Genomic DNA, 22,324 nt, shown 5'->3' with positions numbered 1-22,324 from the left:
CTAAACTGGCCCACGATCCCGTAACACCTGAAAAAAATCGTGATCGAGCTCATACCCAAACATTTCCGCCAGCGAGCGAATCCGCCGTTCTCCAGGTAGTTTATGGCTTTCTAACCAGTCCCAGAGGATTAGGGCTTTATGCATCACAAAAATATCCAGGCCTTGGGGGTTAAACTGAATGCCCTGTTGCCGACTAAATTGATGGGGAATCAGCATCGCCGCGTAACGCACCAATTCGCCATTGCGCCAATCCAGAAAAAACGGCAACCAGGGATACCGACTATCGAGGGCAATAAACCACAGCCGCACCGGAGCTAATTCTGACAGTTCCAGGCCGGGTTCTTCCGGGGGGCGGGGATAGGTAATCTCAAGGCCAAGTTGCTGCTCATGAACGGTAATATCTGGACTGGCTAACCAGGCCTGGAGGCAGTTGTTCACAGCCCTTAAGTCGAGAGCATCAATTTCTGGGGGGGCTAAGGAAATAATTTCAGGCACGGGTTCAGAAGAGAGAAAAGAGCAGGGAGGAGCGAGGAGTCAAGTCAAGAAGTATTCTAGCCAGGAATTTTACCTAACTTAATCAGCCGCGACCGAAAATCAGGAATGGTCAAATTTAAGCCCGTTTCTAAGGGGACTTGGGGTTCCCAGCCAAGAAATGTCCGCGCCTTGGTAATATCCGGTTGACGGCGTTGGGGATCATCAGAGGGCAGGGGATTAAACTGAATCGCCACAGTCGGATCAATAATGGCCTGGATCTTTTGGGCGAGTTCTAACACGGTGTATTCATCAGGATTGCCAATATTGATCGGGCCAGGCTGTTCACCATTCATCAGCCGGATCATCCCTTCAACGAGATCTGAAACATAACAGAAACTCCGGGTTTGGGAGCCATCCCCATAGACCGTTAAGGGAATTCCTTGCAGGGCCTGGACAATAAAATTACTGACAACTCGCCCATCATTCACCTGCATCCGAGGGCCATAGGTGTTGTGACAGCAGACGCAGCCAGTTCCGCCAATAAAATTCTCAGCATCGGGAACTGAAAAATCATAAACTGCTTCATCAATCTCAAATTCTTGAATGGTTTTCACCTTTGCCCAGGCCAGATTGCCCGTTATCTTTGCTTGGAGTTTTTGCTGCACCCGTCCCAAATTCAAAATATTATAATCATCCAGGCCCTGAACTGTAATGCGATAGGATTTGAACTGTTTTTCAGCCCCTTTATAAACTGTGGTATAGAACTCTGAAACACTGCCAATAATGCCAAACTTGGCCAAAATCAAGACTAGTTTTTCGATGATCTTAAGGCTGGAACTATTAAAGATCAGCAACGAGCCTGTGGTTTTCGCATCATGATTGCCGTCCCCTTCCCAAAAGCCGTGGAGAAAATGAATCAGTTGTTCAGCAGGGAGTTGCAAAATCCAAGTTGGAATGTCTTTTTCCGGACTGAGTTTTTGGCCAAATTGGAAGGCATTAATGACCAAATCTACGATTACTTTGGAGCGAATGTGAACGCAGGGGGCACGTTTCCCAGATTGATCCAAGCGAATATCACAGTCATAGCCGAAAAGGTCTTGGGTCACATGGACGAGTTTCTGCAAATATTTCAGATTCGAGCTAAACAACAATTGACGATCTTTTTCGCTGTGAATGAGACATCCTTCTGCTAAATAAAACCCTAAAAACCAGAGCAAACCAGGGATATTTTCAATGTAGTTATTGATGACCTTGGTGGACTGATAGCCAACAATCTGCTCTTTGGGGGTAATTGGTAGGTCTAAATAGTGCCAAAGCTCCAGGGGAATGCGATTAAATGTTTCGTAGCGTTTAAGATTGGCAAAGCGTTGACGACTGCTAATCCCTTTCTGTTTGAGATAGTCATAGATTTTGTCACGGAATGTTTCCAAATGTGAGATTACATCCTGACTGACAATGGACAAGCGTTGCGAGCTAAGTTGATCCGAAATATAAAAGGGCGTTAACTCTTGCTCCACAAAGGGAATGTAATGGGGCACAGCTACCAAATCGCCCACATTTAAGTCATGGCCAAACACAGGCTGCGGTAATCCCTGCTGATCACAGGTAAAGAGACTATGATCGGCGGTGATTTTAACTTTCTTGCCCCAAGTAGTTGTAATTTCGTAGCCCTTTTTAGTAACTTTATGCTTCCAGATCGCCGAAATTGGCCGCAGTGACATTGCTCCTGTTTTTTGATCGAAACATGGCACAGAGACTTGAGAAATATCCTCATGGATGCGGTTATAACAGTCAGCAAAGGATTCGTAATAGAGTTTATCCCCTTGATAATACAGAACATTTTGATCCCCAGTTAAGCTGTTAAAAATCCGGATCACCCGTACATCTACATTATTTTGGCGTTGGTAATCAAACGTGAGAGTTTCCGCAACCCGTTTTCCTTCGTCGTAACAACTGCGAATTCCGATGGGATTGACATTGCCCCAATAGTCTTCGGTTTGGGGATGCACTTTTGGATCGCCATAGACTTCCGAGGTGGAAGCTAAGAGAAACCGGGCCTTGATCCGTTTAGCCAGGCCAAGCATATTCAGGGTTCCCATGACATTCGTTTTAATGGTTTTCACGGGATTGTATTGATAATGCACCGGAGAAGCCGGACAGGCCAGGTGATAAATTTGCTCAACTTCCAAGCGAATCGGCTCGGTGACATCATGGCGAATCAGTTCAAAATTGGGATTGCCTAACCAGTGCTGAATATTTGACTTGTCTCCTGTAAAATAATTGTCCAGGCAAATCACTTCATCGCCCGCCTCCATCAGCCGATCAACCAGATGAGAGCCAATGAATCCTGTACCGCCTGTAACTAAAATTCGCATTGTTTTTGATCCAGTTGATTGCCAATTATTATAAGGGGCTATTTGAACCAGGCCAGGTTAATTTTAGGACTGACTTACAAAGATACTCAAATCTGGAGGCAGTTACATCCCCATAATCGAATAACCCGCATCTACATAGATCACTTGTCCGGTCATCCCACTAGACAGATCGCTACTTAAGAAGGCGGCGGTTTGACCGACTTCAGTTTGGGTAACAGTGCGGCGTAAGGGAGCGGTGGCTTCAACGTGATGGATCATGTCTAATATCCCGCCCACGGCAGAAGAGGCTAAGGTCCGAATGGGGCCAGCAGAAATGGCATTAACCCGGACCTGTTGGGGGCCAAACTCGGCGGCTAAGTAACGGACATTCATTTCTAAGGCTGCTTTGGCAATGCCCATGACGTTGTAGTTAGGAATTACCCGGACTCCCCCTAAGTAAGTCAAGGTTATGATCGAGCCGCCACTGGTCATTAAGGGTTTGGCCGCCTGAGCGAGGCTAATCAAGGAATAGGCGCTGACATCAAGGGCAAGGTTAAAACCATCCTGGGAGACAGCACTAAAATCACCCCCCAAATCATCCTTATTGGCAAAGGCAAGACAATGAATCAGGGTATCGAGGCGGCCCCACTTGGCCTGGATAGCTTGGTATAGATTGGAGATTAAGGCTGGCTGTTGGACATCTAGGGGCAAAAGCAAACTGGGATTCAAGGGTTCAACCAGTTCTCGGACTTTTTGTTCACTCCGGCCGCGCTCATCGGGTAAAAAGGTGATTGCCAGTTCAGCCCCGGCCTGGTGGAGTTGTTGAGCAATGGCCCAGGCAATAGAGCGATTATTGGCAATTCCAGTTACTAAGGCAAATTTTCCAGTCAAATCGAGCATAGGGGATTCCGGCCAATGAACAAAAAACAAGCCAACCCCAATTGTACCCCTCGAAGTTGCCGGCTCCGAATCTGGAGGGGCAGGGTTAATCGGTGCCCATTGCGTCCATCAGCATTTGGGGAAATTTGGGTAACACCCGCTGACATTGGTTGATAAAGTTGGCTAACCACTGCTTCAGGTGAGTTTCTTGCTCTGGATGTAATGAACTATTCCGGGTTGACGAATAATTTTGTTTATAGGTAATATAGCCTGCTTCCTCGACCTCAAAGTTCATTAACCAGGCCGAGACCGGTTTTGTCCCCCGCCAATAATTACGGACGATGACTTGACCAAGGTAGTGGTGGGCCAACTGAGTCGTACAGTTGAGGGTCTCTAGCCAAGTTTGCAAGTCTGCTGGGGCGGCAATGAGTTCTTGAGTGGGGGAGTGATCTTCAATTTGTAGCAGGGCTAAGATTTGCAATTCTAAATTCTGTAAAGAGGTTATTGCCTGGCGATTTTTCTGGAGGTCTTGATGAATATTAACTAAGGTGGCCAGTTGTTGCTGTTGAGCGGGAGGCAGGGCTTTGACCCGATTTAAGAGGAGCAGGTCGTGAGTAATCAGGAGATTAATTTCTTCGATCAGTAACGAATTAGTCTGTTGTTGGAGCCACCGCCGAAGATAATAAATTTGGGTTGAAGTCAAGCTCATCTTAATCCCCCGACAATCTTGCATAGAAGCAACTTGAGGCAAATCAAAAATACACAGGGCCTGGAGCCGAAGATTTCCAAGAGTCTCTAGTTCATCAATGGGTGACTAGCCCTACGTCTGATAGCCATCAAATCATAGGCAAACAATAGATAAGTGTAGTCTTTATTACAAGCATGGAAAATTAATAAAGAAGCCCACTTCCTTAAAAACTTTATATTGCTTTTGAGATTTATCCAGAAATATCGCCTTACTCAGTTAGGGCACTGATTGGGATAAGTTAGAAAACGCTTTATGGGCCGTCTTTTTCAGATTTCCCCTCTCTCAAAACAGTCTGCGTAACCCTATCTCAGTAGATTTTGATATTTGCTTTTCCCAAGCTGACGGAATGTAGCAAAGTTATGTGAATTGCTGGCTGAGGGTGAGGGGATTATGAACCGTAATTTTTTTCTTCTGAATGGAGATCATGCCCTGATCCCGGAGTTCCCCCAATAAACGAGTCACCGTCACCCGCGTTGAACCAATCGCCTCAGCAATGGCCTGGTGGGATAACTTCAGGTCAACCATCACCCCGGTCGTAGTCGGAACGCCAAAATCCCGGCAGAGAATCAATAAAAAACTGACTAAACGCGACCCCATATCGCGATGGGCTAAGGTTTCAATCATCATCTCGGTTTGGAGAATTCGTGAGGAGAGGCCTTGGATCATCACCATCGGCAGGTCGGGATCTTCTCGCATTGCTTTTTCGACTTGTTCAATCGGAACAGAGAGCAACTCTAGGGGGGTAAAGGCCACCGCATGATAAAACCGGTCGGAGCGATTCCCCGTAATTAAGGACAACACCCCAAAGACACTATTTTCTCGGAGCAAGGCAACGGTGATTTCTTCCCCTGCTTCATATACCCGTGAGAGTTTAACGGCTCCCTTGAGCAAAAAATAGACTCGCTCGGCTGGATCCCCTGGAAAAAAGATTGTTTTACCCCGCTCATAGGTTTCAGTTGTGGCCGGAAACACACCACTACTCATTTGCCGAAACACTGCTGCTAGGGGCTGATCTTTGGTTGCTAACATAGACTCCTAACTAAACGATCCTGATCACTAGCCCTGACAACAACCGAGATTTACAAGTCTGGAAGGCAAGCTGGAGGATAAGGGGTGATCTAAGGTCATGTAATATTCTACCAACATTTTGAATACACAGGCCAGGGATTGTCGGGTTTCCTGACTCACCGGCCCTAAAAACTACCTTGGCATCATACTTAAACGGATTCTAGGGGAGGGGTTTGTATTTCTGGATACACTTTATCGGTGCGTTGGAGGGGAGGACGGCAACAGAGATAAATTAAGGGGCCAAAAAAGGGAATCAGAGCCACCCAGGCCAGTCCAGTCCACCCCAAGCCCCGCCGCTGGAGATCATCCCCCAAAACAGTTGGAAATAGTAAGGTCAAGAGGCAAAAATCCAGACTCATCACATGGATAAAACGACTGGTGTGCCATTGGTGAACAAAATCGGGCCAATTGCCTTGAGTTATCCCATAGCCCAAGAGGGCCAGACCCCCAAATAATAAACTCACTGCCAGACCCCGCGACTCAGCTAGTTTTAAGCCTTTGTCCATTTCCCCGGTAAAGGTCGGGTTGGGGTTTCTGAGGACAAAATAGGGCAGTAAGGCAAAGGCTCCCAAGGCAAAACTGCCGCCGACAAAGGGCCAAGCCGGAATTTTTTGTCCCCGCCCATCCACCAGCAGCACACAGAGATAAACAAGGGGCCAAATTCCCATGATGTTGAACAGGGCAATAATCAAGGGGTTAATTCCATCCCAGGGGCCACCGACTAAGCGTTGAATTAGGGCCAAGGTATCCGGCTGATCGGGGGGGGCAAAACCAAAGGCATAAATCACAAATCCGAGCCAAAGGGCTAAAAATCCTAACCGCCGCACCATGGTGATCCGTTCCCAATCATTGACAAGTTGAGCTTATTATAGGTGTCCCCTGAGCCACTGCCACAGTTGCCAAACTTGCCAAAACATTCCCAGGCCCCAGCGGAGTCCGCACCATTTCAGAGAGTAACCCACTCCTTCCATCACCTGAGTTGAAAATAAGTTAAAGATTTCTTCCGCAGTGGCCCATTGATGCTGTTTGATCAAGCGTATGGTTCCGGCCAAAATGAATTGATGGAGAAAGTTGGCCTCGGCCTGGTTGAGTTGGGCTGGAGTTAAAAGATTTGTCGCCCGGGCTTGGTTGAAAATTGCGCGAAGTTGCTGCAAAGTCTGAACCTTAAACATTCCCATTGTCAGGGCCTGGGGATGAATTCGATAGGCTGCCGTTGCCCTAGGAACACAATAGACCCCCCGATGACTCATGAGCTTAAGCCACATGGCAATATCTGTTGCTGGGCCAAATTCCTCGGCAAAATAGCCGTAGTCTTGAAACAGTTGGCGTTGAATCACCAGGCCGGGGAAACGAACAAAGGAGGATTGATTCAGGAGTTGATAAATCGCAAGCTGAGGTGATAAATAATGTTCGGAACGCGGGGCCTGGACGCGCATGAGTTTTTCTTGATCCGTAACTAGATGGACACCAAATAAGAACAGTGAATACACTGGATTGGCCTGGATTGTTTTGAGAATTATGGCAAGCCCATTCTGAAGCAAAAAGTCATCATCATGGAGAATTAAAACATAATTACCAGTAGCTAGTTCAAGGCTATAATTCCAATTTTTGACCATTCCCAATCGTGTCGGATTGTTAATATAGTTCCACTGGCCTGGCCAACGGTCTAATAAAGCAGACGCGACTTCTTGGCATTCTAAGCTAGTCGAATCATCGGTAATAATAATTTCCAGTTGCTTTGAATAATCATCATTTCCATCAATAATTGAGGTAATATTGCGCCAGAGCCATTCAGGACGATTGTAAGCCGGAATACAAATACTCAAGAGAGGTTGTTTGGCAATCAGAACCATAAAAAACTATGACAGGTTTGTAAACATGAGAAGTAAATGAAGCGATGTGGGTACAATAAATCTCAGCAGCAATAGCTTAGAACCTCAGGCCAAGCCATGATCGCCAATCCCCTCCCTTCTCAATATAGCCCAGAAGAATATTTAGCCCTGGAAGCAGCCAGTGAGATTAAGCATGAATATTTTCAAGGCCAAATCTATGCCATGGCAGGAGCTAGTCGTGTCCATGTCCTGATTACCGTTAATTTAGTCTCTCTTTTTCGTCAGCAACTCCGAGGACAATCCTGTTTACCGTATAGCAATGATATAAAAGTGAATGTGCCAGCGGCCCAAGCTTATTTTTATCCTGACCTAGTGGTTAGCTGCGATTCTCGAGATAATTCTCCTAATTCTGATATTCTCAACTATCCCAAACTTATCGTTGAAGTCCTCTCACCCACGACAGAAGCCTTTGATCGAGGACGTAAGTTTCAGGCTTATCAAAGCATCCCATCGTTGGATTATTACCTCTTAGTCAGCCAAACAGAAATGCGAGTGGACGTTTATCAGCGACAGGGGCCAAATCAATGGCTGTTAACAACCTATGGAGATTCAGATCAGTTACTACTTTCTACCTTTGACTTTAGATGTGAAATTGAAGACATTTATGAAGATGTTCCTGCATTTCCCGATGTTGCTAATATTGTTCCCGATACAACAGGATACTAAATAAGATGAATCAACTACTGGTCACAGGTGGGGGAGGATTTATTGGCAGTAATTTTGTTTTTCTCACTCAGCTAAACTCGAATACTGCAACCATCAATCTTGATAAGCTCACCTATGCCAGTCATCCCCATACCCTCCAGGCCCTGAGTCAAATACCAAACTATCACTTTATTCGGGGGGATATTGACGATCAAAATTTAGTCACAAGATTACTCCAAGACTATCAACCCGATGCGATTATTAACTTTGCCGCCGAAAGCCATGTGGATCGCTCCATTGCCAATCCCAATGAGTTTATTCAAACCAACGTTGTCGGGACAGCCAATCTCTTGGAGACCACTCGGCTCTATTGGCAAGAACTAGATGCACCCCAAAAGTCAGCATTTCGGTTTATTCACATTTCCACAGATGAGGTTTATGGGAGTTTAGGCCCGCAGGATCCAGCCTTTTCTGAAACCACGCCCTACGCCCCCAACAGCCCCTATGCTGCCTCTAAAGCCAGTTCTGATCATCTCGTGCGGGCCTACTTTCACACCTATGGACTACCGACCATTACCACCAACTGCTCCAATAATTACGGCCCCTATCAATTCCCGGAAAAGCTAATTCCCTTAATCATTGCCCAGGCCCTCAATCAGCAACCCCTACCCATTTATGGCGATGGTCTGAACGTGCGCGATTGGCTTTATGTGGAGGATCATTGTCGGGCAATTTTAACGGTTTTAGAACGGGGCGAGATGGGGGAAACCTATAATATTGGTGGCAATAGCGAAAAAACTAATCTCGCAGTAGTTAAGGAGATTTGTGAGTTACTGAATGAATTAGTCCCGAAACCTGGTTTTGATTATCAATCCTTAATCACCTTTGTCAAAGACCGGCCTGGCCATGATCGGCGCTATGCAATTAACTGCACAAAAATCAAACGGGAATTAGGCTGGCAACCCCAAGAAACCTTTAGTTCGGGTCTCAGAAAAACGGTGCAGTGGTATCTCAAAAACCAGGCCTGGGTCAATGCCGTCAACACGTCCGACTATCAAAACTGGCTCGCACAACAGTATGGGATCAAACCATGAAAGGAATTATTTTAGCGGGCGGTTCAGGAACAAGGCTCTATCCCTTAACGCAGGTGATGAGTAAACAGCTAATGCCAATTTATGATAAGCCGATGATTTACTATCCCCTCTCGGTGTTAATGTTGGCGGGTATGCGTGAGATTTTGATTATTTCCACCCCTGAGCATCTCCATCTTTTTGAAGCCCTCTTAGGGACTGGCCACCAATGGGGATTAGAATTTAGCTATGCTGTCCAACCGGAACCCAAGGGATTAGCCCAGGCCTTTTTAATTGGCGAGTCTTTTCTGGATGGTGATACAGTTTGTTTGATTTTAGGAGATAATTTGTTTTATGGTCAGGGATTGCCAGAGGTCTTGGAACGGGCGACAAAATTAGAATCGGGGGCGTTAATTTTTGGCTATAAAGTGGCCCAACCGGAACAGTATGGGGTGATTGAATTTAATCGAGATGGCCTGGTGATGGGCATTGAAGAAAAACCCAAAGAGCCAAAATCAGCCTATGCAGTTCCTGGTATTTATTTTTATGATGCCCAAGTGTCAACATTAGCGAGTCAGTTAAAGCCTTCTGCTCGGGGAGAATTGGAAATTACGGATTTGAATCAGTTGTACCTAGCCAAAAAACAATTAAACGTTGAACTTTTGGGGCGGGGCTTTGCTTGGCTCGATACGGGAACCCATGACTCCTTGCACCAGGCCAGCACCTTTATTCGCACCTTAGAAACTCGCCAAGGGGTAAAAATTGCCTGTCCCGAAGAAATTGCCTTTGCCCAGGGATATATTAACGCTGAGGAACTCTATGGCCTGGCGAAAAAGTTAATTAAAAGTAGTTATGGAGCCTATTTAATGCAGGTTTGGGAAGAATCACAAGGGGCATTACAAGGGGCCTGGGACAATGAAAGTCACACCTACTAAAATTCCAGATGTGCTGTTGATTGAGCCGCAAGTGTTTGGGGATGAACGGGGTTTTTTCTTAGAAAGTTTTAACCTCAAGAACTTTAGAACTAAGACACAATCGGACATCAACTTTGTTCAAGATAATCACTCCAAATCACAGCAAGGGGTGTTAAGGGGTTTACATTATCAACTCCATTATCCCCAAGGTAAGTTGATTCGAGTCGTGAGGGGGAAAATTTATGATGTGGTGGTTGATTTACGTCAGTCTTCACCAACATTTAAGCAATGGGTCGGGTTGAATTTGAGTCGGACAAGTTTCCATCAACTTTGGATTCCGCCTGGATTTGCCCATGGTTTTTTAGTCCTGTCGGATGTGGCGGAAGTGCTCTATAAAACTACCGATTACTATCACCAAGAAGATGAACATACCCTGCTCTGGAATGATCCTCAGTTAAGGATTGATTGGCCCATCACCAATCTAGATCACCTGATTCTTTCCCCTAAGGACCAGGCCGGTCAATCCTTCAGCCAAATTCCTTATTACCCCTAATGTTAAACCTGCCCACCGCCTCTGCTTTACGAGTGATGATCCTCGGTGTCAATGGTCAAGTGGGTTGGCAACTCCAGCAGCAAGGCTTAAATCTAAAAACATTAGGCAGATTCCCCGTAGAAATGATCCCCATTGCTCGCCAAGGAACACCCCTCACCTTAGACTTAACGGATCCTTGGGCTATTCAAATGCTGATCCAAACCTACCAACCTCAAATCCTGATCAATGGGGCGGCTTATACGGCTGTGGATCGGGCAGAATCGGAACCGGAATTAGCAATTAAAATTAATGGAACAGCACCGGGTATTCTTGCCGAGGAACTGGATAAAATCGGGGGCCTATTGATTCACTATTCTACGGATTATGTCTTTGATGGCCAGAGCACAACTCCCTATTTAGAAACCGATCAAACTAACCCCATCAATGTCTATGGTCAATCCAAACGGATCGGGGAACAGGCCATCCAGGCCAGCACCAATAACTACCTGATTTTACGGACAAGCTGGGTTTATGATTCCAGGGGCAAAAATTTTCTGTTAACTATGGGACAATTAGCTCAAACGCAACCGCAGCTAAAAGTCGTCAAGGATCAAATTGGGTCGCCAACCTCTGCACCTTTGATCGCCAGAATAACCTACCAAATCTTAGGGCAACTTTTGAATACTCCTGATTGGCAAACCTTAACCGGGCTTTATCACCTCACGGCCCAAGGGTTCACCAGTTGGTATGGCTTTGCGGAAAAAATCGTTGCTCACCTGGCAGAATCTAGCTCGCATCCCCTGGCAGCATTAATCCCCATTCCTACCCGTGACTATCCAACTGCGGCCCAACGTCCAGCTTTTTCCCGGCTCAACTGCCAAAAACTCCAAAAAACCTTTGGGATTACCTTACCGGCCTGGGAACGAGAATTTGGTATCGTTTGGCAAACCTGGTTACAGTCGCGCCCGACTTAAGGTTCACGTCTGATAAATTCTGGGCAATAGCCTTCTGGAGCCACCTTAAATGAATACAGGGGCGAACTAGTATTCCAACACCGTTGTTGCCGATAGGCTTCACAGTTATTACAAGCTTCTTGCTCTTGGCTGACGGAATCGGGGAGAGGACGCAATAATTCCCGCTGGCTTAAGCCCCGCAACACTAGACTATCCCCTTGCCAAGTGGCACTGACCAGGCCGGTATCTGCAAACCCTTGCCAACGTTTATCACTCGTTAACTCTAAAGGCAAACTCATCACCACCCGGTCGCCCCATTCCGTTACCTCCCCTTCATAGATTTGATTGGTCAGGGCTTGGCTGGCCTGGAGGGGGAGTTCTCCGAGGGGAAAATCCGTTTGACTGCCAATTTGGGGGGTGTGGATGTGGTAGCGATTACTTAACTCTTCCAGGCCAGCTAAATCAGCTAATTCTTCCGGGCGACCGTGGATCAAGACAACGTGCTGGGGGCGGAGATTGTGGATTAACTGGGTTGTCGCGGGGCCGTCGGCATGAAAACTGAGGCTAAATTCCGCTAATTCCAGTTGGTTGCGCGCAATCAGGGGGGCATATTGGGTCTGGGCTGTTCCGATGGGATCTGGATTAACGGGGGTGGCCTGGGGCAAGAGCATTAACCAAGGGCGGCCGGGGGTGGCCATTAACTCCGTAAAATCCCCTTGCCAATCTCCTAAAACAATACTGGGCAAAGTGTTTATGGCTCCAACTGGGGCGGCATGGAGGTGGTGGACATGGGGGCGAATCCGTTCATCCCAAAATAAGGATTGATGTTGGGCAAAGTTCTGCACTGAGGTGGGCAGATGGGACAAAATCGCCAAATAAGCATCACAGGCCTGGGCAATTTCCCGATCCACCCAAATATCAATCGCCTTCCCGGTAAATAGATGATGACTCCGCAGCAAGAGCAACAATTCCTGGGCCATTCCCAACGGCGGCAAGGGCAAGATGACGTTTTGGCCACCCTTGAGGGCCTGGTAAATCATTTCCGCTAATTGGTTTTCCTGTTGACGGCGATGGGGATAGCGCGCTGCGCCTAAACTTCCTTCCAGAATCAACACATCTGGAGCCAACCCCCGCACCGCCTCAAGGGGTAACCCATTCACAAAACGGGCATGGGAAAGAAAAAAGTCACCACTATAAAACACCGTACAGGGGGCCTGGGTTGGATCCTCTGGGGTGTAGGTCAGCAAAAATGCCGCCGCCCCTGGTAAATGTCCGGCTGGAAATAACTCTGCCGTTAAGCCCTCCCCAAATTCCACAGGGGATCGCCAAGGTAAGGCCCGACAAAAACTGGGAACCGCATCCACCTCCAGCCAATTCAAGGGCAGCAGATCAGTCGTGACTTCACTGGCATAGATGGGTAATTGGGGAAACAGTTGATGGAGTTGTAGTAACCCCTGGGCATGATCGGCGTGGGCATGACTACAGAGGACTAAATCTGCAGGGGGGGTGGGCGGGGGGGGCAATCGTTCTAAAGACTTCAGACCACAGTCGAGCAAAATCCGATAGGGGCCCAATCGCAGCCGCAGGCAAACACCTTCCGGGCCACTGCCAATTCCATAGGCTAAACAGTCAAGGGCAACCACTACAGTAATGTCAGGGTTCAGGGAGTTTAGTGGGCCGAGCCATTGCCATGATATTTATCGGTGTCATAAAACCCATTGCGTGTCCCAAAAAATAAGCACATGACAATAAAAATCGGCGTTATCGCTAGCAAAACAGTTTTGACATTAATGACAGCTTCCACAGCAAGCACTCCTGGGGCTTCACCTATAATCAAGGGATGCTCCCAATCGTTGGAACAACCCAAAGAAACCATAACACTTTGCTTTTAATTCGTGCCAATGGCTCAGTCTTGCTCTCAGGATCTTGCAACTAATCTTCAAACTTCCCAACCAGTCCCCCCTCTCTGGTTAGCCCGTCCAGCTCAAGAAGTGGCTCCCGATTTAGTTGGCTGCTGGTTAATCCGGCGCACAGTCATGGGGCAAATGTGGCGGGGCATGATTGTGGAAACCGAAGCCTATGGGCCTGGAGACCCAGCCTGTCATGGCTATCGCAAACAAACTCGCCGTAATCAACCCATGTTTGGCCCCCCTGGCCTGGTTTATGTCTATCTCATCTATGGCATCTATCATTGTCTGAATTTGGTAACGGAAGCTGAAGGGGTTCCCAGTGCGGTCTTAATTCGGGCGGTTAGCTTGGCTCCAGAAACGATCCAACAGTTAGCAGATTCTCCCCACATTGCTCCTTCCCATCAACCAGAACGGTGGGCCGCCGGGCCGGGAAAACTCTGCCGGGTCTTCGAGATTGAGCGGCATCTTTCGGGACAATGGTTGACTCCTCAAACCGGTCTCTGGCTGGAACCTCGGTCACAGCACTGGCAGGGGGATCTGGTTCAAACAACCCGGATTGGCCTGACCCAAGGACAAGATATTCCCTGGCGGTGGTATCAGCAGCAGCATCCGGCGGTCTCTCGTCCCTGAGCAAACCAGGATCAAAGCAGTCCCAGGCCTGGTCAAGATCAACAAGACTGTGGGGAAGATCACAACCCGCTGGTGATTAATGGCTGCGCTTCTCTAAGTTAAGCATCCGAGAATAAAAGTACTAGAAATCAAGAACAATTTGGGGATGGAATGGTTATGTTTGCCGAGAAGTCAATGTCCTTAGCCCTGACAGTGAGTAGCTCAGTTATTCTTCTGATCATAATTTTAGTGCCATTTTTGTGGTTATGCGGTGGATTTCGCGATATCCAATCCAAACCCCCTAGCTCTTTTTCAATCACAATGCCCCCGGAGCAGTTTTAGGACAATCTGGCAGTCACTGGGTTAAGGGGGGTTAAGCGGCCGCTAAGGCTTCTTGACCATGTTGCCGTAATAAATCCATCAACTCATCCCGGTAGTCATGGAAAATCGAGTTCCGTTTAATGGTGTGACCCCGATTGGGCAAATTAATATTCATAATTTTACGCACAGTCCCCGGTCGCGCTCCCAAGGCAAAGATGCGATTGGCCAGAAAAACAGCCTCCTCCACATCATGGGTGATCATGAAAATGGTGATGCCCGTCCGTTGCCAGAGGTCTAACATAAACTCATGCATTGATTCTTTGGTATGGACATCCAAGGCTCCAAACGGTTCATCCATCAGCAACATTTGGGGCTCTGCGGCCAGGGCTCGGGCAATCGCAACTCGTTGTTTCATCCCACCAGACAGTTCCTTGGGCAGAGATTTGGCAAATTGGGTCAAACCAACCACACTCAGATAGTAACTGGCCTGTTCGCGGCGAATCTGTTTTGGAACACCCTGTAACTTCAGGCCAAACTCTGTATTTTGTTGGACATTCATCCAGGGATAGAGCGTGTAATGTTGAAACACCATTCCCCGATCTGGCCCCGGCCCAGTGACGGTTTTTCCCGCAATCCGAACTTCCCCACTGGTGGGTTGATCCAGGCCCGCAATTTGCCGTAGGAGGGTAGATTTTCCAGACCCCGATGCCCCGACCGCACAGACAAATTCCCCTTTTTTTACTCCTAGATTAATATCTTTGAGCACAACCAAGGGGCCTAAACGAGTGGCAAATTCTTTATTGAGGCGATCAACTTCTAAAAACATCAGCTTATCCTTGCAATCCGCAAACTTAACGGCGTTGACTAGCCCAGCGACAACTCAGGCGTAATAGATACTGAAAGAACAAATCAAAACTTAAGCCAATAATCCCAATCACAATTAAACCCACAAAAATTTCATCGGTTTTTAGAAATCGCCCCGCCACACTAATCCGCCGCCCTAAACCTTCAGTCGCCGCAATCAGTTCCGAAACAATCACCAACTGCCAGGCCGCGGCCAAGTTAATCCGACAGGCATCAATCACGCCCGGTAACACATGGGGGACAATCACCTGGGTTAAAACTTCGCGCCGATTTCCCCCCAACATATAGGTGGCTTCAATCAGATCTTTGGGGACAAACTTGACGGTATCCATTGCCATTAAGGCATTAAAGAAAAAAGAGCCAATAAAAATCAGGGCAATTTTGGGTTCCTCCCCAATTCCCAAATACAAAATCAAGAGGGGAATAAAGGCCGGGGCAGGCATATAGCGAATCAGGCCAAACAGCGGCTCCAGGGATGAGCGCACACTGGCAAAACTGCCCATGAGGATGCCAATCGGGACAGAGAAAACAACCGCCAAGAAAAAACCCAGGCCAACCCGTCCCAAACTAGCAAGGGTATCTTTTTGGAGTTCACCCGTTGACCAGAGATGCCCAAAGGCCTCCATGACGCGACCCGGTGAGGGCAAGAACTTGGGATCTATAGGGAAGGCCGCCGTCACTACCCACCACAAAACCAAGGGCAGGAGGACAGAAATAATCACCAGGGTTGTACTCAGGGGCCGGGGAATATCTTCTGCAAGCCGCCAAAAGACTGTAGGACGGAGGGATTGCTGTCTGAGATACCTTTGAATCGGGTGGGGACTGGAGGCGGTCATGAAACTCTCAGCGAAGGGTAATTAACTTAAGACTCTGGCTCCCTAGTCCTTAGGATGGTTGGGCTTTGGCGGCCGCCGCTTTCACAAACTGATCATCAAAGAGTTTACTTAAGTCTGGCTTCTCCTGAATCAGGCCCACGCTCATCAAAAAGTCACTAAACTGCTCAGCTGCAAAGGGAAGATTATTCATGGTGTCTCCAGGTTGGAAGGCGGCAATATTTTCTGTCAGGGTAAATATTTTTGTCCCATCCGCATACTCTTGATATTCAGGAATAGTCACCCCTGCTCGCTTCGCCATGATCTCAGTCGAAACATCAGGGTTTTTAGCCATAAAATCCAGGGTGGCAAACCAAGAATTCACTAAGGCTTGAACTTGTTCTGGGCGTTGCTCCACCATGTCCCGAGTTACGACTAGATGATCAGAAATTGAGCCAGGAAAATCCTTGGAGGTAAAGAGAGTCTTACTGCCGGAACGTTTGAGGGCCTGGGTTGTAAAGGGCGGGAACACCCCCACTGCATCCACCTGACCCCCGACAAATGCCGTAGCAGCCTGTCCTGTTTCCAATGGCACAAATTCAATATCGTCTGGTTTCATGCCCGCTTTCTTCAGGCCTTGGAGGAGGAGAAAATGATCGACAGTGCCTTCTTCCGCGGCCACTTTCTTGCCCTTGAGATCTTGAATCGAATTAATTCCCTCTCGAACAATGATTTTGTCATTTCCGGTGGAGTGATCGTTCACCAAGACAATGACTAAATCCGCTCCACCCGCTAAGGAACTGACTGTATCTCCCAAAGTTTGGCTGTTGGCATCCAATTGCTTGGCATTGAGGGCATTAATGGATTCCAAATACCCATCAAACCATTTGAGATCCACCTTAACTTTGTTATCTACAAAAATTCCCTTGTCAGCCGTGATTTGCCAGGGAAACCAGCCCGGCCAGGCACTAAAACCTAAGCTCACTTTGGGACTGGAGGAGGTGGCATCTGGTGAGGTTTGGGGGCCGGTGGTACAACTGACAATCAACAAAAGACTGAGGCAAAACAGGCCAATGGAAACTAAAAGTGAACGCCGTTTCATGAGTTAGTCCATATAAATACGGGAAAATAATAAAAGCCCTGGAAAGCAAATTGGATTTGGCTAAGTCTGTGGCAGGGGCAGCAGGGTAGAGAGGCAACAACCAGGCCGGGGATAGCATGTCTTTGGCCCTCTAATCTAGGCCAGTATGGAGAGGACTAGGGTCGGCATCTGTTACATTCGCTACATTCTAGACTCTCCTGGGCGTTGGCTTGGGGCCTAAATGTCCCTGAGACGCTTCTCGGTGCGCAAATTTATATCCTGGCAGATCGTGAATCATCGCCTCAAAATCCTAGAAACGTTGCTACAGAAATGCGTTCTAAATTGCCCGATCTAGCCCTAAATAAGTAACCTTAAGGGCAGTGTCTTGGCAAGGCTCAAGTTGATCAACTAAGGTGGAGGGATACCCCTTGAGTCTAGAATCTTCATGCAAAAGCGTCTCACGGAAAACAATGTAGAAGTCATGCGCCGGGCCGAACAATTGGTCGCAGCGTCCTCCAACCGCTATCGAATTACCGTCCAAGTTGCCCAGCGAGCTAAACAGCGCCGAGCCTTGGATAATGAAGAATTTGATGAAGTCACCATTAAACCCATTACTCGCGCCATTCTGGAGATGTCCGATGAACTGACCCAGCCGGAGATTCTCGCTGATTAAGGAGTGTGGCATATGGGGCGGAGGTGGTTTTGGTTAACCGTTGTCTTGGTGGCAGTTGCCCTGATCGGTTTCCACAGTCGGGAGTTGATTCCTAGCAGCCAGGCCCAAACCTATCTTGGCCCCAAACAAGCAGCGAGCCAAATCTATCAAGCTCTCCCGGACTTGCCCCTGGAAAATACCTATCTCCGGCAGGATAGCGGGGCCGTTGCCACAGATAGCACCTTAGTTGAACGGTTTATCCAGTACCACACTAGTGTTAAGGGACGCTCTCCCTTTTATCGCTTCGATTGGCAGTTAACCTTTGCTGATTACTTAGGCTTGAACGATTATTTAGAGCCAGCCGCCTACCCCGGCCGAAACTTTTTAAGCACCAACCCGATGGCCCAGGATATTGCGGCCATTCAAACCCTGACCTATGCCCAACGCCAATCCCTCTTGAAAATCCTGGCCACCTTGTATGGGGATCGGGAAATAATCCTCAGCTCACCTACTCAAACTGCCCCGCCGATCCCCGCTGCGGCACCCCCTACCCGCCAGTTAAAGCCTGCCCCCCGGCCTGGTGAAGCAGATTTATTAGCCCCACCCCCCCAACCCCGCCCCATGCCCACCGGAGATGCCCGATTCTTGCTGCCATAGCTGAAAATAATTTTCAGGATCACTACCTCAAAACTAGAAAATCGTGAGGGAAAGGTTGAAATCCGCGGATGTTCTCAGTGGGGAAGCGGTAATTCCATGGTCTAGGGTTCCAGTTGCTGATTTCTTCCAAGGCCTCTGATTCTTGTAAGCCAACGCTTTGAGCTAGATTTTTCTCAAATACTTATGAGCAGACAAATTCATCAAGGGGCGGGTTGGCGATTGGGCTGGGATCAGTCTGAGCAAGAATTTCAGGGGCTTTTAGGGACAGATGAATGGGCGGTGGAATTAACTCGGAGCGAAATGCAGGATTTTTCTACGCTTTTTCAGCAACTGGCTCGGCAAATGACCGAGATGCAAGCCCATCTGATGCCGGAAGAAACCTTGGCCTGTGAAGCGCAAACGACTCGGGTGTGGTTAGAAGTTGCCGGAAACACCCAGGCCTATGCCTTAAGAATGATCCTGCTGATCGGTCGGAAAGTTGAGGGAGAATGGTCTGTTACCGCGACTCAAGCCCTACTGGCCGCCTGTGACCTATTGCCCGTGACTGCCCATCAAATATAGGAGAGCCATTCGCACCGCTACGCCACTAGTGACTTGGTTTTGAATCAGGCTCAATCCCGGATCATCCATTAAGGCTGAGCTAATTTCCACGCCGCGATTAACGGGGCCGGGATGGAGGATTTTGACCCCTAGCTGACAAAGTTTTAAGCGTTCATGGGTTAATCCATAGGACTGGTGATATTCCCTGAGGCTGGGGATGAGTTGCTGCTCCATCCGCTCCCGTTGCAGGCGTAGGGTCATGATAAAATCAGCATTTTCGAGGGCGGGTTCCAACTGCCAGTGAATTTGTGCCCCGTAGGTCGCAAAACTTTTGGGTAGGAGCGTGGGGGGGCCGGCCAGATGGACTTCGGCTCCAGCGGTTTTCAGGCTATACAAATTTGAGCGCGCCACCCGTGAATGGAGAACGTCCCCGACAATGGCAACTTTTTTTCCCGTGAGACTTTCGGCTTGAGGATTTTCTGGGTTGAGGAGGGTCGAGAGTGTGAATAAATCCAACAGGGCCTGGGAGGGATGTTCATGGCAACCATCTCCGGCATTGAGCACCCCCACCTGCCCCCCTAAGCGATCCATCTCGGCGGCGATTGTGGCGGGAACCCCCGATTGTTGATGGCGGATAACCATAAATTCTGTGCCCATCGCCCAGAAGGTTTTGGCCGTATCGAGAATGGTTTCCCCTTTACTCAGGGCAGAAGTCCCAGGGGCAAAGTTCAAAATATCCGCAGACAGGCGTTTGGCGGCCAGTTCAAAACTATTGCGGGTGCGGGTGGAGGCTTCAAAAAAAAGATTGGCAACAACCCGGGCCTGGAGAGTGGGGACTTTTTTGGTGCGGCGGCTGAGGACTTCTTGGAAACTCTGGGCAGTCTTGAGGACGGTATTGAGTTCCTCCAGGCCAAAGTCAGATAGGGAAAGAATATGGCGGCGATGCCAACTGGTCGGTAAGCTCATAGGTTATTGATTTGAGACCGGAGTAAGGCCTGGCTCAGCGGCAAGTTCCTGGGCAGTCAAGGTTTCGTAGCGTTCAAAGGGTTGATGGATCCAGGGATCATCGGCGAGATACTGGACTACATAATCGGGGCTAAACACCGAACCGGCCTTTTGCCAGAGGACAGCGGTTTTAACTTCCTCCACATAAAAGCCATAACTACGGTCTAACCAGGCTAAGCTTTTTTGCATCGTGATCCCCGAATCCACCAAGTCATCCACAACTAAAACCCGGCTCCCCAGATTTGGGGTAGTCATAGTTAAGTCACGACTAAAGGTGACGGATCCGCGCACCCGATTTCCCTCTCCCCCATAGGACGATACGGCCAAAATCGCCATCGGTTGCTTGAATAAGCGACTCAGTAAATCCCCCACCCGTAAGCCCCCTTTCGCCAAGCAGAGAATCTGATTAAACTCCCATCCCGATTGATAAATTTTGATGGCCAACGCCTCAATCAACTGATGATAATCATCCCAACTCACCCATAGATCGGTTGCTGGGGAGGATAAAGCAGCATTGGTTAAGGCTTGAGACACAAGATCACATCCACGGGAGTGTATAGAGTGAAGCAAAATTAAGCAATTTATCGGTATAGTGCGATTAGAGACCCCAACTGAGTCCAAACCCTCAGCCCTCTTGATTATTTTAGCCAGTTCAGGAACTATCCCATGAGCAATCCAAATCCAGTGGAACTTATCCAAAAAAGCTACTATGCCGCCATTGGAGCCGTCTCTTCCGTGGTGGAATCTGTCCAAGATAGCCAAAAACGGGATGCCACCCTGGCCCAAGTCCAACAACTGATTACCAATCCCTCCAGCGATAAAATTCATGATGTTGCTAAAACTTTGGCCGAAAAAGGTCAGGTGACGGAGCAGCAAGCCCGCAAATTTGTGGACACAATCCTCGATAATCGTTCTGTCCCAACAACCGCCAAACCGGCCTCCAGCACCACCCAACAACTCCAGGCCGAGTTGATTGCCTTGACGCAAACCTTAGCAAATCTGCGCGGACAACTAGAAACCCCCGCCAGCCCTTAGTTTAGAAATCTCAGCCCACGCCGATGCCATTATCAGGAGCCGCACGCCTTTTTTGGGGACTGGCCGGATTGAGCCTAGTCCTTTACCTTCTACGTGGGTTTAATGTTCTGGCCTTACCTGGGGCCTGGTTCATGGGCCTGGGCCTGGTAACTTTTTTTGTGGGTCTGCTGGCTCTGGGCGTTAGTATCCGGCGGCGATATTAATCCGACTTAATTTTGTTCGGCGGCCAGTTGGGCCAGTTGGGCTTGTTGATCTTTGCTAATACAGGCCTGGATGATGGAGTCAATCTCACCCTCTAAGGCAGAACCTAAGCTAAAGTTTTCCCCCAAGCGATGATCCGTTACCCGATCGTCTTTGTAGTTGTAGGTGCGGATTTTTTCAGACCGATCCCCTGTGCCCACCTGTGACCGGCGTAAATCTGTGATCGCCCCCTGCTGTTCTCGGAGTTTGATGTCGTACAACTTGGCCCGGAGAATCTGCATCGCCCGTTCTTTGTTTTTCAGTTGCGAGCGTTCTTCCGTACAAAAAATCCGAATCCCCGTGGGTTTGTGGAATAAATCAACGGCTGTTTCCACCTTGTTCACATTTTGCCCCCCTGCCCCACCGGAGCGAGCCGTACTCATTTCAATATCTTTCGGGTCAATTTGAACTTCCACTTCATCCACTTCCGGCATAATGGCGACAGTCGCAGTCGAAGTATGGACTCGCCCCCCGGCCTCAGTTGCTGGTACGCGTTGGACTCGATGGACACCTGCTTCGTACTTGAGTTTGCTATAGACTCGCTCGCCCTTGATTTCCAAGATGGCCTCTTTGAAGCCCCCCATTTCCGCCAAGGATTCACTGACTAAGCTCACCTGCCAGGCCTGGGTTTTGGCGTATTTAGAATAGAGTCGAACCAAATCCCCGACCCAAATTCCAGCTTCATCCCCGCCGGCCCCGGCCCGAATTTCCAGCATGATGTTTTTGTCATCATTGGGATCTCGGGGCAAAAGGAGGACTTTGAGTTGGCTCTCCAGGCTCTCGACCGTTTGGCTCAGTTCTGTGACTTCTTCCTCCACCAATTGCCGCAGTTCCACATCGGAGGCCGACTCCCGCAGCAGTTGCTTGGCTTCACTGAGTTCTTGGCTGGCTTTTTTCCAGGCCCCATAGGTATCAACGGTTTCCTCTAAGGCCGCCCGATGCCGCGCCACCTTTTGAAACTCATCCGGATTCACAGCCACATCTGGATCGGCCATGCGCTTGGTGAGTTCTTCAAAGGTTTGTTCGACTGACCGGAGTTTATCCAGCAAATAAGCTTCTGCCATGATGA

General features: G+C 48.5%; 25 protein-coding genes and 3 pseudogenes. 11 read left to right on the top strand and 17 right to left on the bottom strand.

The features are described from left to right. The 9 genes and pseudogenes from RIF25_RS03205 to RIF25_RS03175 all read right to left on the bottom strand — a co-directional run bounded on the left by RIF25_RS03205 (position 1) and on the right by RIF25_RS03175 (position 7,376). Positions 1-495 carry a CRR6 family NdhI maturation factor gene (locus tag RIF25_RS03205; protein ID WP_322877115.1) on the bottom strand — a complete coding sequence of 165 codons (495 nt, stop codon included), beginning with the start codon at positions 493-495 and terminating at the stop codon, positions 1-3. A 56-nt stretch (positions 496-551) separates the two neighbouring features. Beyond that, positions 552-986 (bottom strand): annotated as a pseudogene (locus RIF25_RS17100) (GDP-mannose 4,6-dehydratase); the annotation flags it as partial. Next, positions 987-2,351: pseudogene (locus RIF25_RS17095) on the bottom strand (LAGLIDADG family homing endonuclease); the annotation flags it as partial. Next, a pseudogene (locus RIF25_RS17090) lies at positions 2,331-2,849 on the bottom strand (GDP-mannose 4,6-dehydratase); the annotation flags it as partial. The pseudogenes RIF25_RS17090 and RIF25_RS17095, both read right to left, overlap by 21 nt. A 102-nt stretch (positions 2,850-2,951) precedes the next feature. Then, positions 2,952-3,728 (bottom strand): enoyl-ACP reductase FabI, encoded by a 777-nt coding sequence (gene fabI / locus RIF25_RS03195; protein ID WP_322877113.1) that lies wholly within the window; start codon positions 3,726-3,728, stop codon positions 2,952-2,954. 85 nt (positions 3,729-3,813) lie between these two features. Further along, positions 3,814-4,416 carry a hypothetical protein gene (locus RIF25_RS03190; RefSeq protein ID WP_322877112.1) on the bottom strand — a complete coding sequence of 201 codons (603 nt, stop codon included), beginning with the start codon at positions 4,414-4,416 and terminating at the stop codon, positions 3,814-3,816. Between the two features lie 396 nt (positions 4,417-4,812). Continuing rightward, complete coding sequence (gene ntcA, locus RIF25_RS03185; RefSeq protein WP_015123278.1) at positions 4,813-5,484, bottom strand: global nitrogen regulator NtcA; 672 nt, start codon at positions 5,482-5,484, stop codon at positions 4,813-4,815. Between the two features lie 188 nt (positions 5,485-5,672). Beyond that, positions 5,673-6,353 (bottom strand): DUF2834 domain-containing protein, encoded by a 681-nt coding sequence (locus RIF25_RS03180; RefSeq protein WP_322877111.1) that lies wholly within the window; start codon positions 6,351-6,353, stop codon positions 5,673-5,675. 36 nt (positions 6,354-6,389) lie between these two features. Further along, positions 6,390-7,376, bottom strand: coding sequence for a glycosyltransferase family 2 protein (locus RIF25_RS03175; RefSeq protein WP_322877110.1), 987 nt, complete (start codon positions 7,374-7,376; stop codon positions 6,390-6,392). Positions 7,377-7,472: 96 nt separating this feature from the next. On the opposite strand from RIF25_RS03175, the gene RIF25_RS03170 reads away from it, so the two are divergent. Genes RIF25_RS03170 through rfbD form a run of 5 tightly spaced genes read left to right on the top strand, consistent with a single transcriptional unit; the run spans position 7,473 to position 11,550 of the window. Then, entirely contained in the window at positions 7,473-8,081 is a 609-nt protein-coding gene (locus RIF25_RS03170) for a Uma2 family endonuclease (RefSeq protein WP_322877109.1), read from the top strand. A gap of 5 nt (positions 8,082-8,086) precedes the next feature. Continuing rightward, on the top strand, positions 8,087-9,154 hold the full coding sequence (rfbB, locus tag RIF25_RS03165; RefSeq protein ID WP_322877108.1) for a dTDP-glucose 4,6-dehydratase: 1,068 nt from the start codon (positions 8,087-8,089) through the stop codon (positions 9,152-9,154). Next, positions 9,151-10,065: a glucose-1-phosphate thymidylyltransferase RfbA gene (gene rfbA / locus RIF25_RS03160; protein WP_322877107.1), complete on the top strand. Its 915-nt coding sequence runs from the start codon at positions 9,151-9,153 to the stop codon at positions 10,063-10,065. The genes rfbB and rfbA overlap by 4 nt, the downstream gene beginning before the upstream one ends. Further along, positions 10,046-10,597, top strand: coding sequence for a dTDP-4-dehydrorhamnose 3,5-epimerase (rfbC, locus tag RIF25_RS03155; RefSeq protein ID WP_322877106.1), 552 nt, complete (start codon positions 10,046-10,048; stop codon positions 10,595-10,597). Before rfbA ends, rfbC begins: the two co-directional genes overlap by 20 nt. Then, positions 10,597-11,550: a dTDP-4-dehydrorhamnose reductase gene (rfbD, locus tag RIF25_RS03150; protein WP_322877105.1), complete on the top strand. Its 954-nt coding sequence runs from the start codon at positions 10,597-10,599 to the stop codon at positions 11,548-11,550. The genes rfbC and rfbD overlap by 1 nt, the downstream gene beginning before the upstream one ends. Here rfbD and RIF25_RS03145 read toward each other — a convergent pair. Together RIF25_RS03145 and RIF25_RS03140 are read right to left on the bottom strand one after the other, a co-directional pair. Continuing rightward, complete coding sequence (locus tag RIF25_RS03145; RefSeq protein ID WP_322877104.1) at positions 11,547-13,172, bottom strand: MBL fold metallo-hydrolase; 1,626 nt, start codon at positions 13,170-13,172, stop codon at positions 11,547-11,549. The genes rfbD and RIF25_RS03145 overlap by 4 nt on opposite strands. 26 nt (positions 13,173-13,198) lie before the next feature. After that, positions 13,199-13,333 (bottom strand): hypothetical protein, encoded by a 135-nt coding sequence (locus RIF25_RS03140; protein WP_322877103.1) that lies wholly within the window; start codon positions 13,331-13,333, stop codon positions 13,199-13,201. Between the two features lie 97 nt (positions 13,334-13,430). On the opposite strand from RIF25_RS03140, the gene RIF25_RS03135 reads away from it, so the two are divergent. Then, on the top strand, positions 13,431-14,069 hold the full coding sequence (locus RIF25_RS03135) for a DNA-3-methyladenine glycosylase (RefSeq protein ID WP_322877102.1): 639 nt from the start codon (positions 13,431-13,433) through the stop codon (positions 14,067-14,069). Between the two features lie 352 nt (positions 14,070-14,421). Here RIF25_RS03135 and RIF25_RS03130 read toward each other — a convergent pair whose 3' ends face one another. Genes RIF25_RS03130 through RIF25_RS03120 form a run of 3 tightly spaced genes read right to left on the bottom strand, consistent with a single transcriptional unit; the run spans position 14,422 to position 17,147 of the window. Next, on the bottom strand, positions 14,422-15,195 hold the full coding sequence (locus RIF25_RS03130; RefSeq protein WP_322877101.1) for an ABC transporter ATP-binding protein: 774 nt from the start codon (positions 15,193-15,195) through the stop codon (positions 14,422-14,424). Between the two features lie 25 nt (positions 15,196-15,220). Next, positions 15,221-16,069, bottom strand: a complete 849-nt coding sequence (locus tag RIF25_RS03125; protein ID WP_322877100.1) for an ABC transporter permease — start codon at positions 16,067-16,069, stop codon at positions 15,221-15,223. A gap of 49 nt (positions 16,070-16,118) precedes the next feature. Continuing rightward, complete coding sequence (locus RIF25_RS03120) at positions 16,119-17,147, bottom strand: ABC transporter substrate-binding protein (protein ID WP_322877099.1); 1,029 nt, start codon at positions 17,145-17,147, stop codon at positions 16,119-16,121. A 424-nt stretch (positions 17,148-17,571) separates the two neighbouring features. On the opposite strand from RIF25_RS03120, the gene RIF25_RS03115 reads away from it, so the two are divergent. From RIF25_RS03115 to RIF25_RS03105, 3 genes are all read left to right on the top strand, one after another. Further along, positions 17,572-17,799, top strand: a complete 228-nt coding sequence (locus tag RIF25_RS03115) for a DNA-directed RNA polymerase subunit omega (RefSeq protein WP_322877098.1) — start codon at positions 17,572-17,574, stop codon at positions 17,797-17,799. A 12-nt stretch (positions 17,800-17,811) separates the two neighbouring features. Continuing rightward, complete coding sequence (locus RIF25_RS03110) at positions 17,812-18,435, top strand: hypothetical protein (protein WP_322877097.1); 624 nt, start codon at positions 17,812-17,814, stop codon at positions 18,433-18,435. A gap of 183 nt (positions 18,436-18,618) precedes the next feature. After that, positions 18,619-18,996, top strand: a complete 378-nt coding sequence (locus RIF25_RS03105) for a DUF1818 family protein (RefSeq protein WP_322877096.1) — start codon at positions 18,619-18,621, stop codon at positions 18,994-18,996. Here RIF25_RS03105 and RIF25_RS03100 read toward each other — a convergent pair. Next, positions 18,967-19,941 carry an aspartate carbamoyltransferase catalytic subunit gene (locus tag RIF25_RS03100; protein WP_322877095.1) on the bottom strand — a complete coding sequence of 325 codons (975 nt, stop codon included), beginning with the start codon at positions 19,939-19,941 and terminating at the stop codon, positions 18,967-18,969. The two genes, RIF25_RS03105 and RIF25_RS03100, sit on opposite strands and share 30 nt — an antisense overlap. A 3-nt stretch (positions 19,942-19,944) precedes the next feature. Continuing rightward, positions 19,945-20,514: a phosphoribosyltransferase gene (locus RIF25_RS03095; RefSeq protein ID WP_322877094.1), complete on the bottom strand. Its 570-nt coding sequence runs from the start codon at positions 20,512-20,514 to the stop codon at positions 19,945-19,947. A gap of 132 nt (positions 20,515-20,646) precedes the next feature. Between RIF25_RS03095 and RIF25_RS03090 the strand changes: the two genes are divergently transcribed. Both RIF25_RS03090 and RIF25_RS03085 read left to right on the top strand, forming a co-directional pair. Beyond that, positions 20,647-21,015 carry a hypothetical protein gene (locus tag RIF25_RS03090; protein ID WP_322877093.1) on the top strand — a complete coding sequence of 123 codons (369 nt, stop codon included), beginning with the start codon at positions 20,647-20,649 and terminating at the stop codon, positions 21,013-21,015. 23 nt (positions 21,016-21,038) lie between these two features. Further along, on the top strand, positions 21,039-21,218 hold the full coding sequence (locus tag RIF25_RS03085) for a hypothetical protein (protein ID WP_322877092.1): 180 nt from the start codon (positions 21,039-21,041) through the stop codon (positions 21,216-21,218). 6 nt (positions 21,219-21,224) lie between these two features. Here RIF25_RS03085 and prfA read toward each other — a convergent pair whose 3' ends face one another. After that, positions 21,225-22,319, bottom strand: coding sequence for a peptide chain release factor 1 (prfA, locus tag RIF25_RS03080; RefSeq protein WP_322877091.1), 1,095 nt, complete (start codon positions 22,317-22,319; stop codon positions 21,225-21,227). Between the last annotated feature and the right edge of the window lie 5 nt (positions 22,320-22,324).

Origin of the sequence: Pseudocalidococcus azoricus BACA0444 (genome assembly GCF_031729055.1) — a bacterium.
In the GTDB taxonomy this organism is placed as follows: Bacteria; Cyanobacteriota; Cyanobacteriia; order Thermosynechococcales; family Thermosynechococcaceae; genus Pseudocalidococcus; species Pseudocalidococcus azoricus.
The sequence above is the reverse complement of the archived record's forward strand: the minus strand, read 5'-3'. Positions and strand labels throughout refer to the sequence as shown.

Coding starts and splice junctions, on each gene's coding strand:
- RIF25_RS03105 (WP_322877096.1), top strand. CDS start 18,619: ATGAGCAGACAAATTCATCAAGGGGCGGGTTGGCGATTGGGCTGGGAT.
- RIF25_RS03085 (WP_322877092.1), top strand. CDS start 21,039: ATGCCATTATCAGGAGCCGCACGCCTTTTTTGGGGACTGGCCGGATTG.
- RIF25_RS03110 (WP_322877097.1), top strand. CDS start 17,812: ATGGGGCGGAGGTGGTTTTGGTTAACCGTTGTCTTGGTGGCAGTTGCC.
- fabI (WP_322877113.1), bottom strand. CDS start 3,728: ATGCTCGATTTGACTGGAAAATTTGCCTTAGTAACTGGAATTGCCAAT.
- rfbB (WP_322877108.1), top strand. CDS start 8,087: ATGAATCAACTACTGGTCACAGGTGGGGGAGGATTTATTGGCAGTAAT.
- RIF25_RS03130 (WP_322877101.1), bottom strand. CDS start 15,195: ATGTTTTTAGAAGTTGATCGCCTCAATAAAGAATTTGCCACTCGTTTA.
- rfbA (WP_322877107.1), top strand. CDS start 9,151: ATGAAAGGAATTATTTTAGCGGGCGGTTCAGGAACAAGGCTCTATCCC.
- RIF25_RS03135 (WP_322877102.1), top strand. CDS start 13,431: ATGGCTCAGTCTTGCTCTCAGGATCTTGCAACTAATCTTCAAACTTCC.
- RIF25_RS03125 (WP_322877100.1), bottom strand. CDS start 16,069: ATGACCGCCTCCAGTCCCCACCCGATTCAAAGGTATCTCAGACAGCAA.
- rfbC (WP_322877106.1), top strand. CDS start 10,046: ATGAAAGTCACACCTACTAAAATTCCAGATGTGCTGTTGATTGAGCCG.
- RIF25_RS03180 (WP_322877111.1), bottom strand. CDS start 6,353: ATGGTGCGGCGGTTAGGATTTTTAGCCCTTTGGCTCGGATTTGTGATT.
- ntcA (WP_015123278.1), bottom strand. CDS start 5,484: ATGTTAGCAACCAAAGATCAGCCCCTAGCAGCAGTGTTTCGGCAAATG.
- RIF25_RS03120 (WP_322877099.1), bottom strand. CDS start 17,147: ATGAAACGGCGTTCACTTTTAGTTTCCATTGGCCTGTTTTGCCTCAGT.
- RIF25_RS03090 (WP_322877093.1), top strand. CDS start 20,647: ATGAGCAATCCAAATCCAGTGGAACTTATCCAAAAAAGCTACTATGCC.
- rfbD (WP_322877105.1), top strand. CDS start 10,597: ATGTTAAACCTGCCCACCGCCTCTGCTTTACGAGTGATGATCCTCGGT.
- prfA (WP_322877091.1), bottom strand. CDS start 22,319: ATGGCAGAAGCTTATTTGCTGGATAAACTCCGGTCAGTCGAACAAACC.
- RIF25_RS03115 (WP_322877098.1), top strand. CDS start 17,572: ATGCAAAAGCGTCTCACGGAAAACAATGTAGAAGTCATGCGCCGGGCC.
- RIF25_RS03100 (WP_322877095.1), bottom strand. CDS start 19,941: ATGAGCTTACCGACCAGTTGGCATCGCCGCCATATTCTTTCCCTATCT.
- RIF25_RS03175 (WP_322877110.1), bottom strand. CDS start 7,376: ATGGTTCTGATTGCCAAACAACCTCTCTTGAGTATTTGTATTCCGGCT.
- RIF25_RS03170 (WP_322877109.1), top strand. CDS start 7,473: ATGATCGCCAATCCCCTCCCTTCTCAATATAGCCCAGAAGAATATTTA.
- RIF25_RS03190 (WP_322877112.1), bottom strand. CDS start 4,416: ATGAGCTTGACTTCAACCCAAATTTATTATCTTCGGCGGTGGCTCCAA.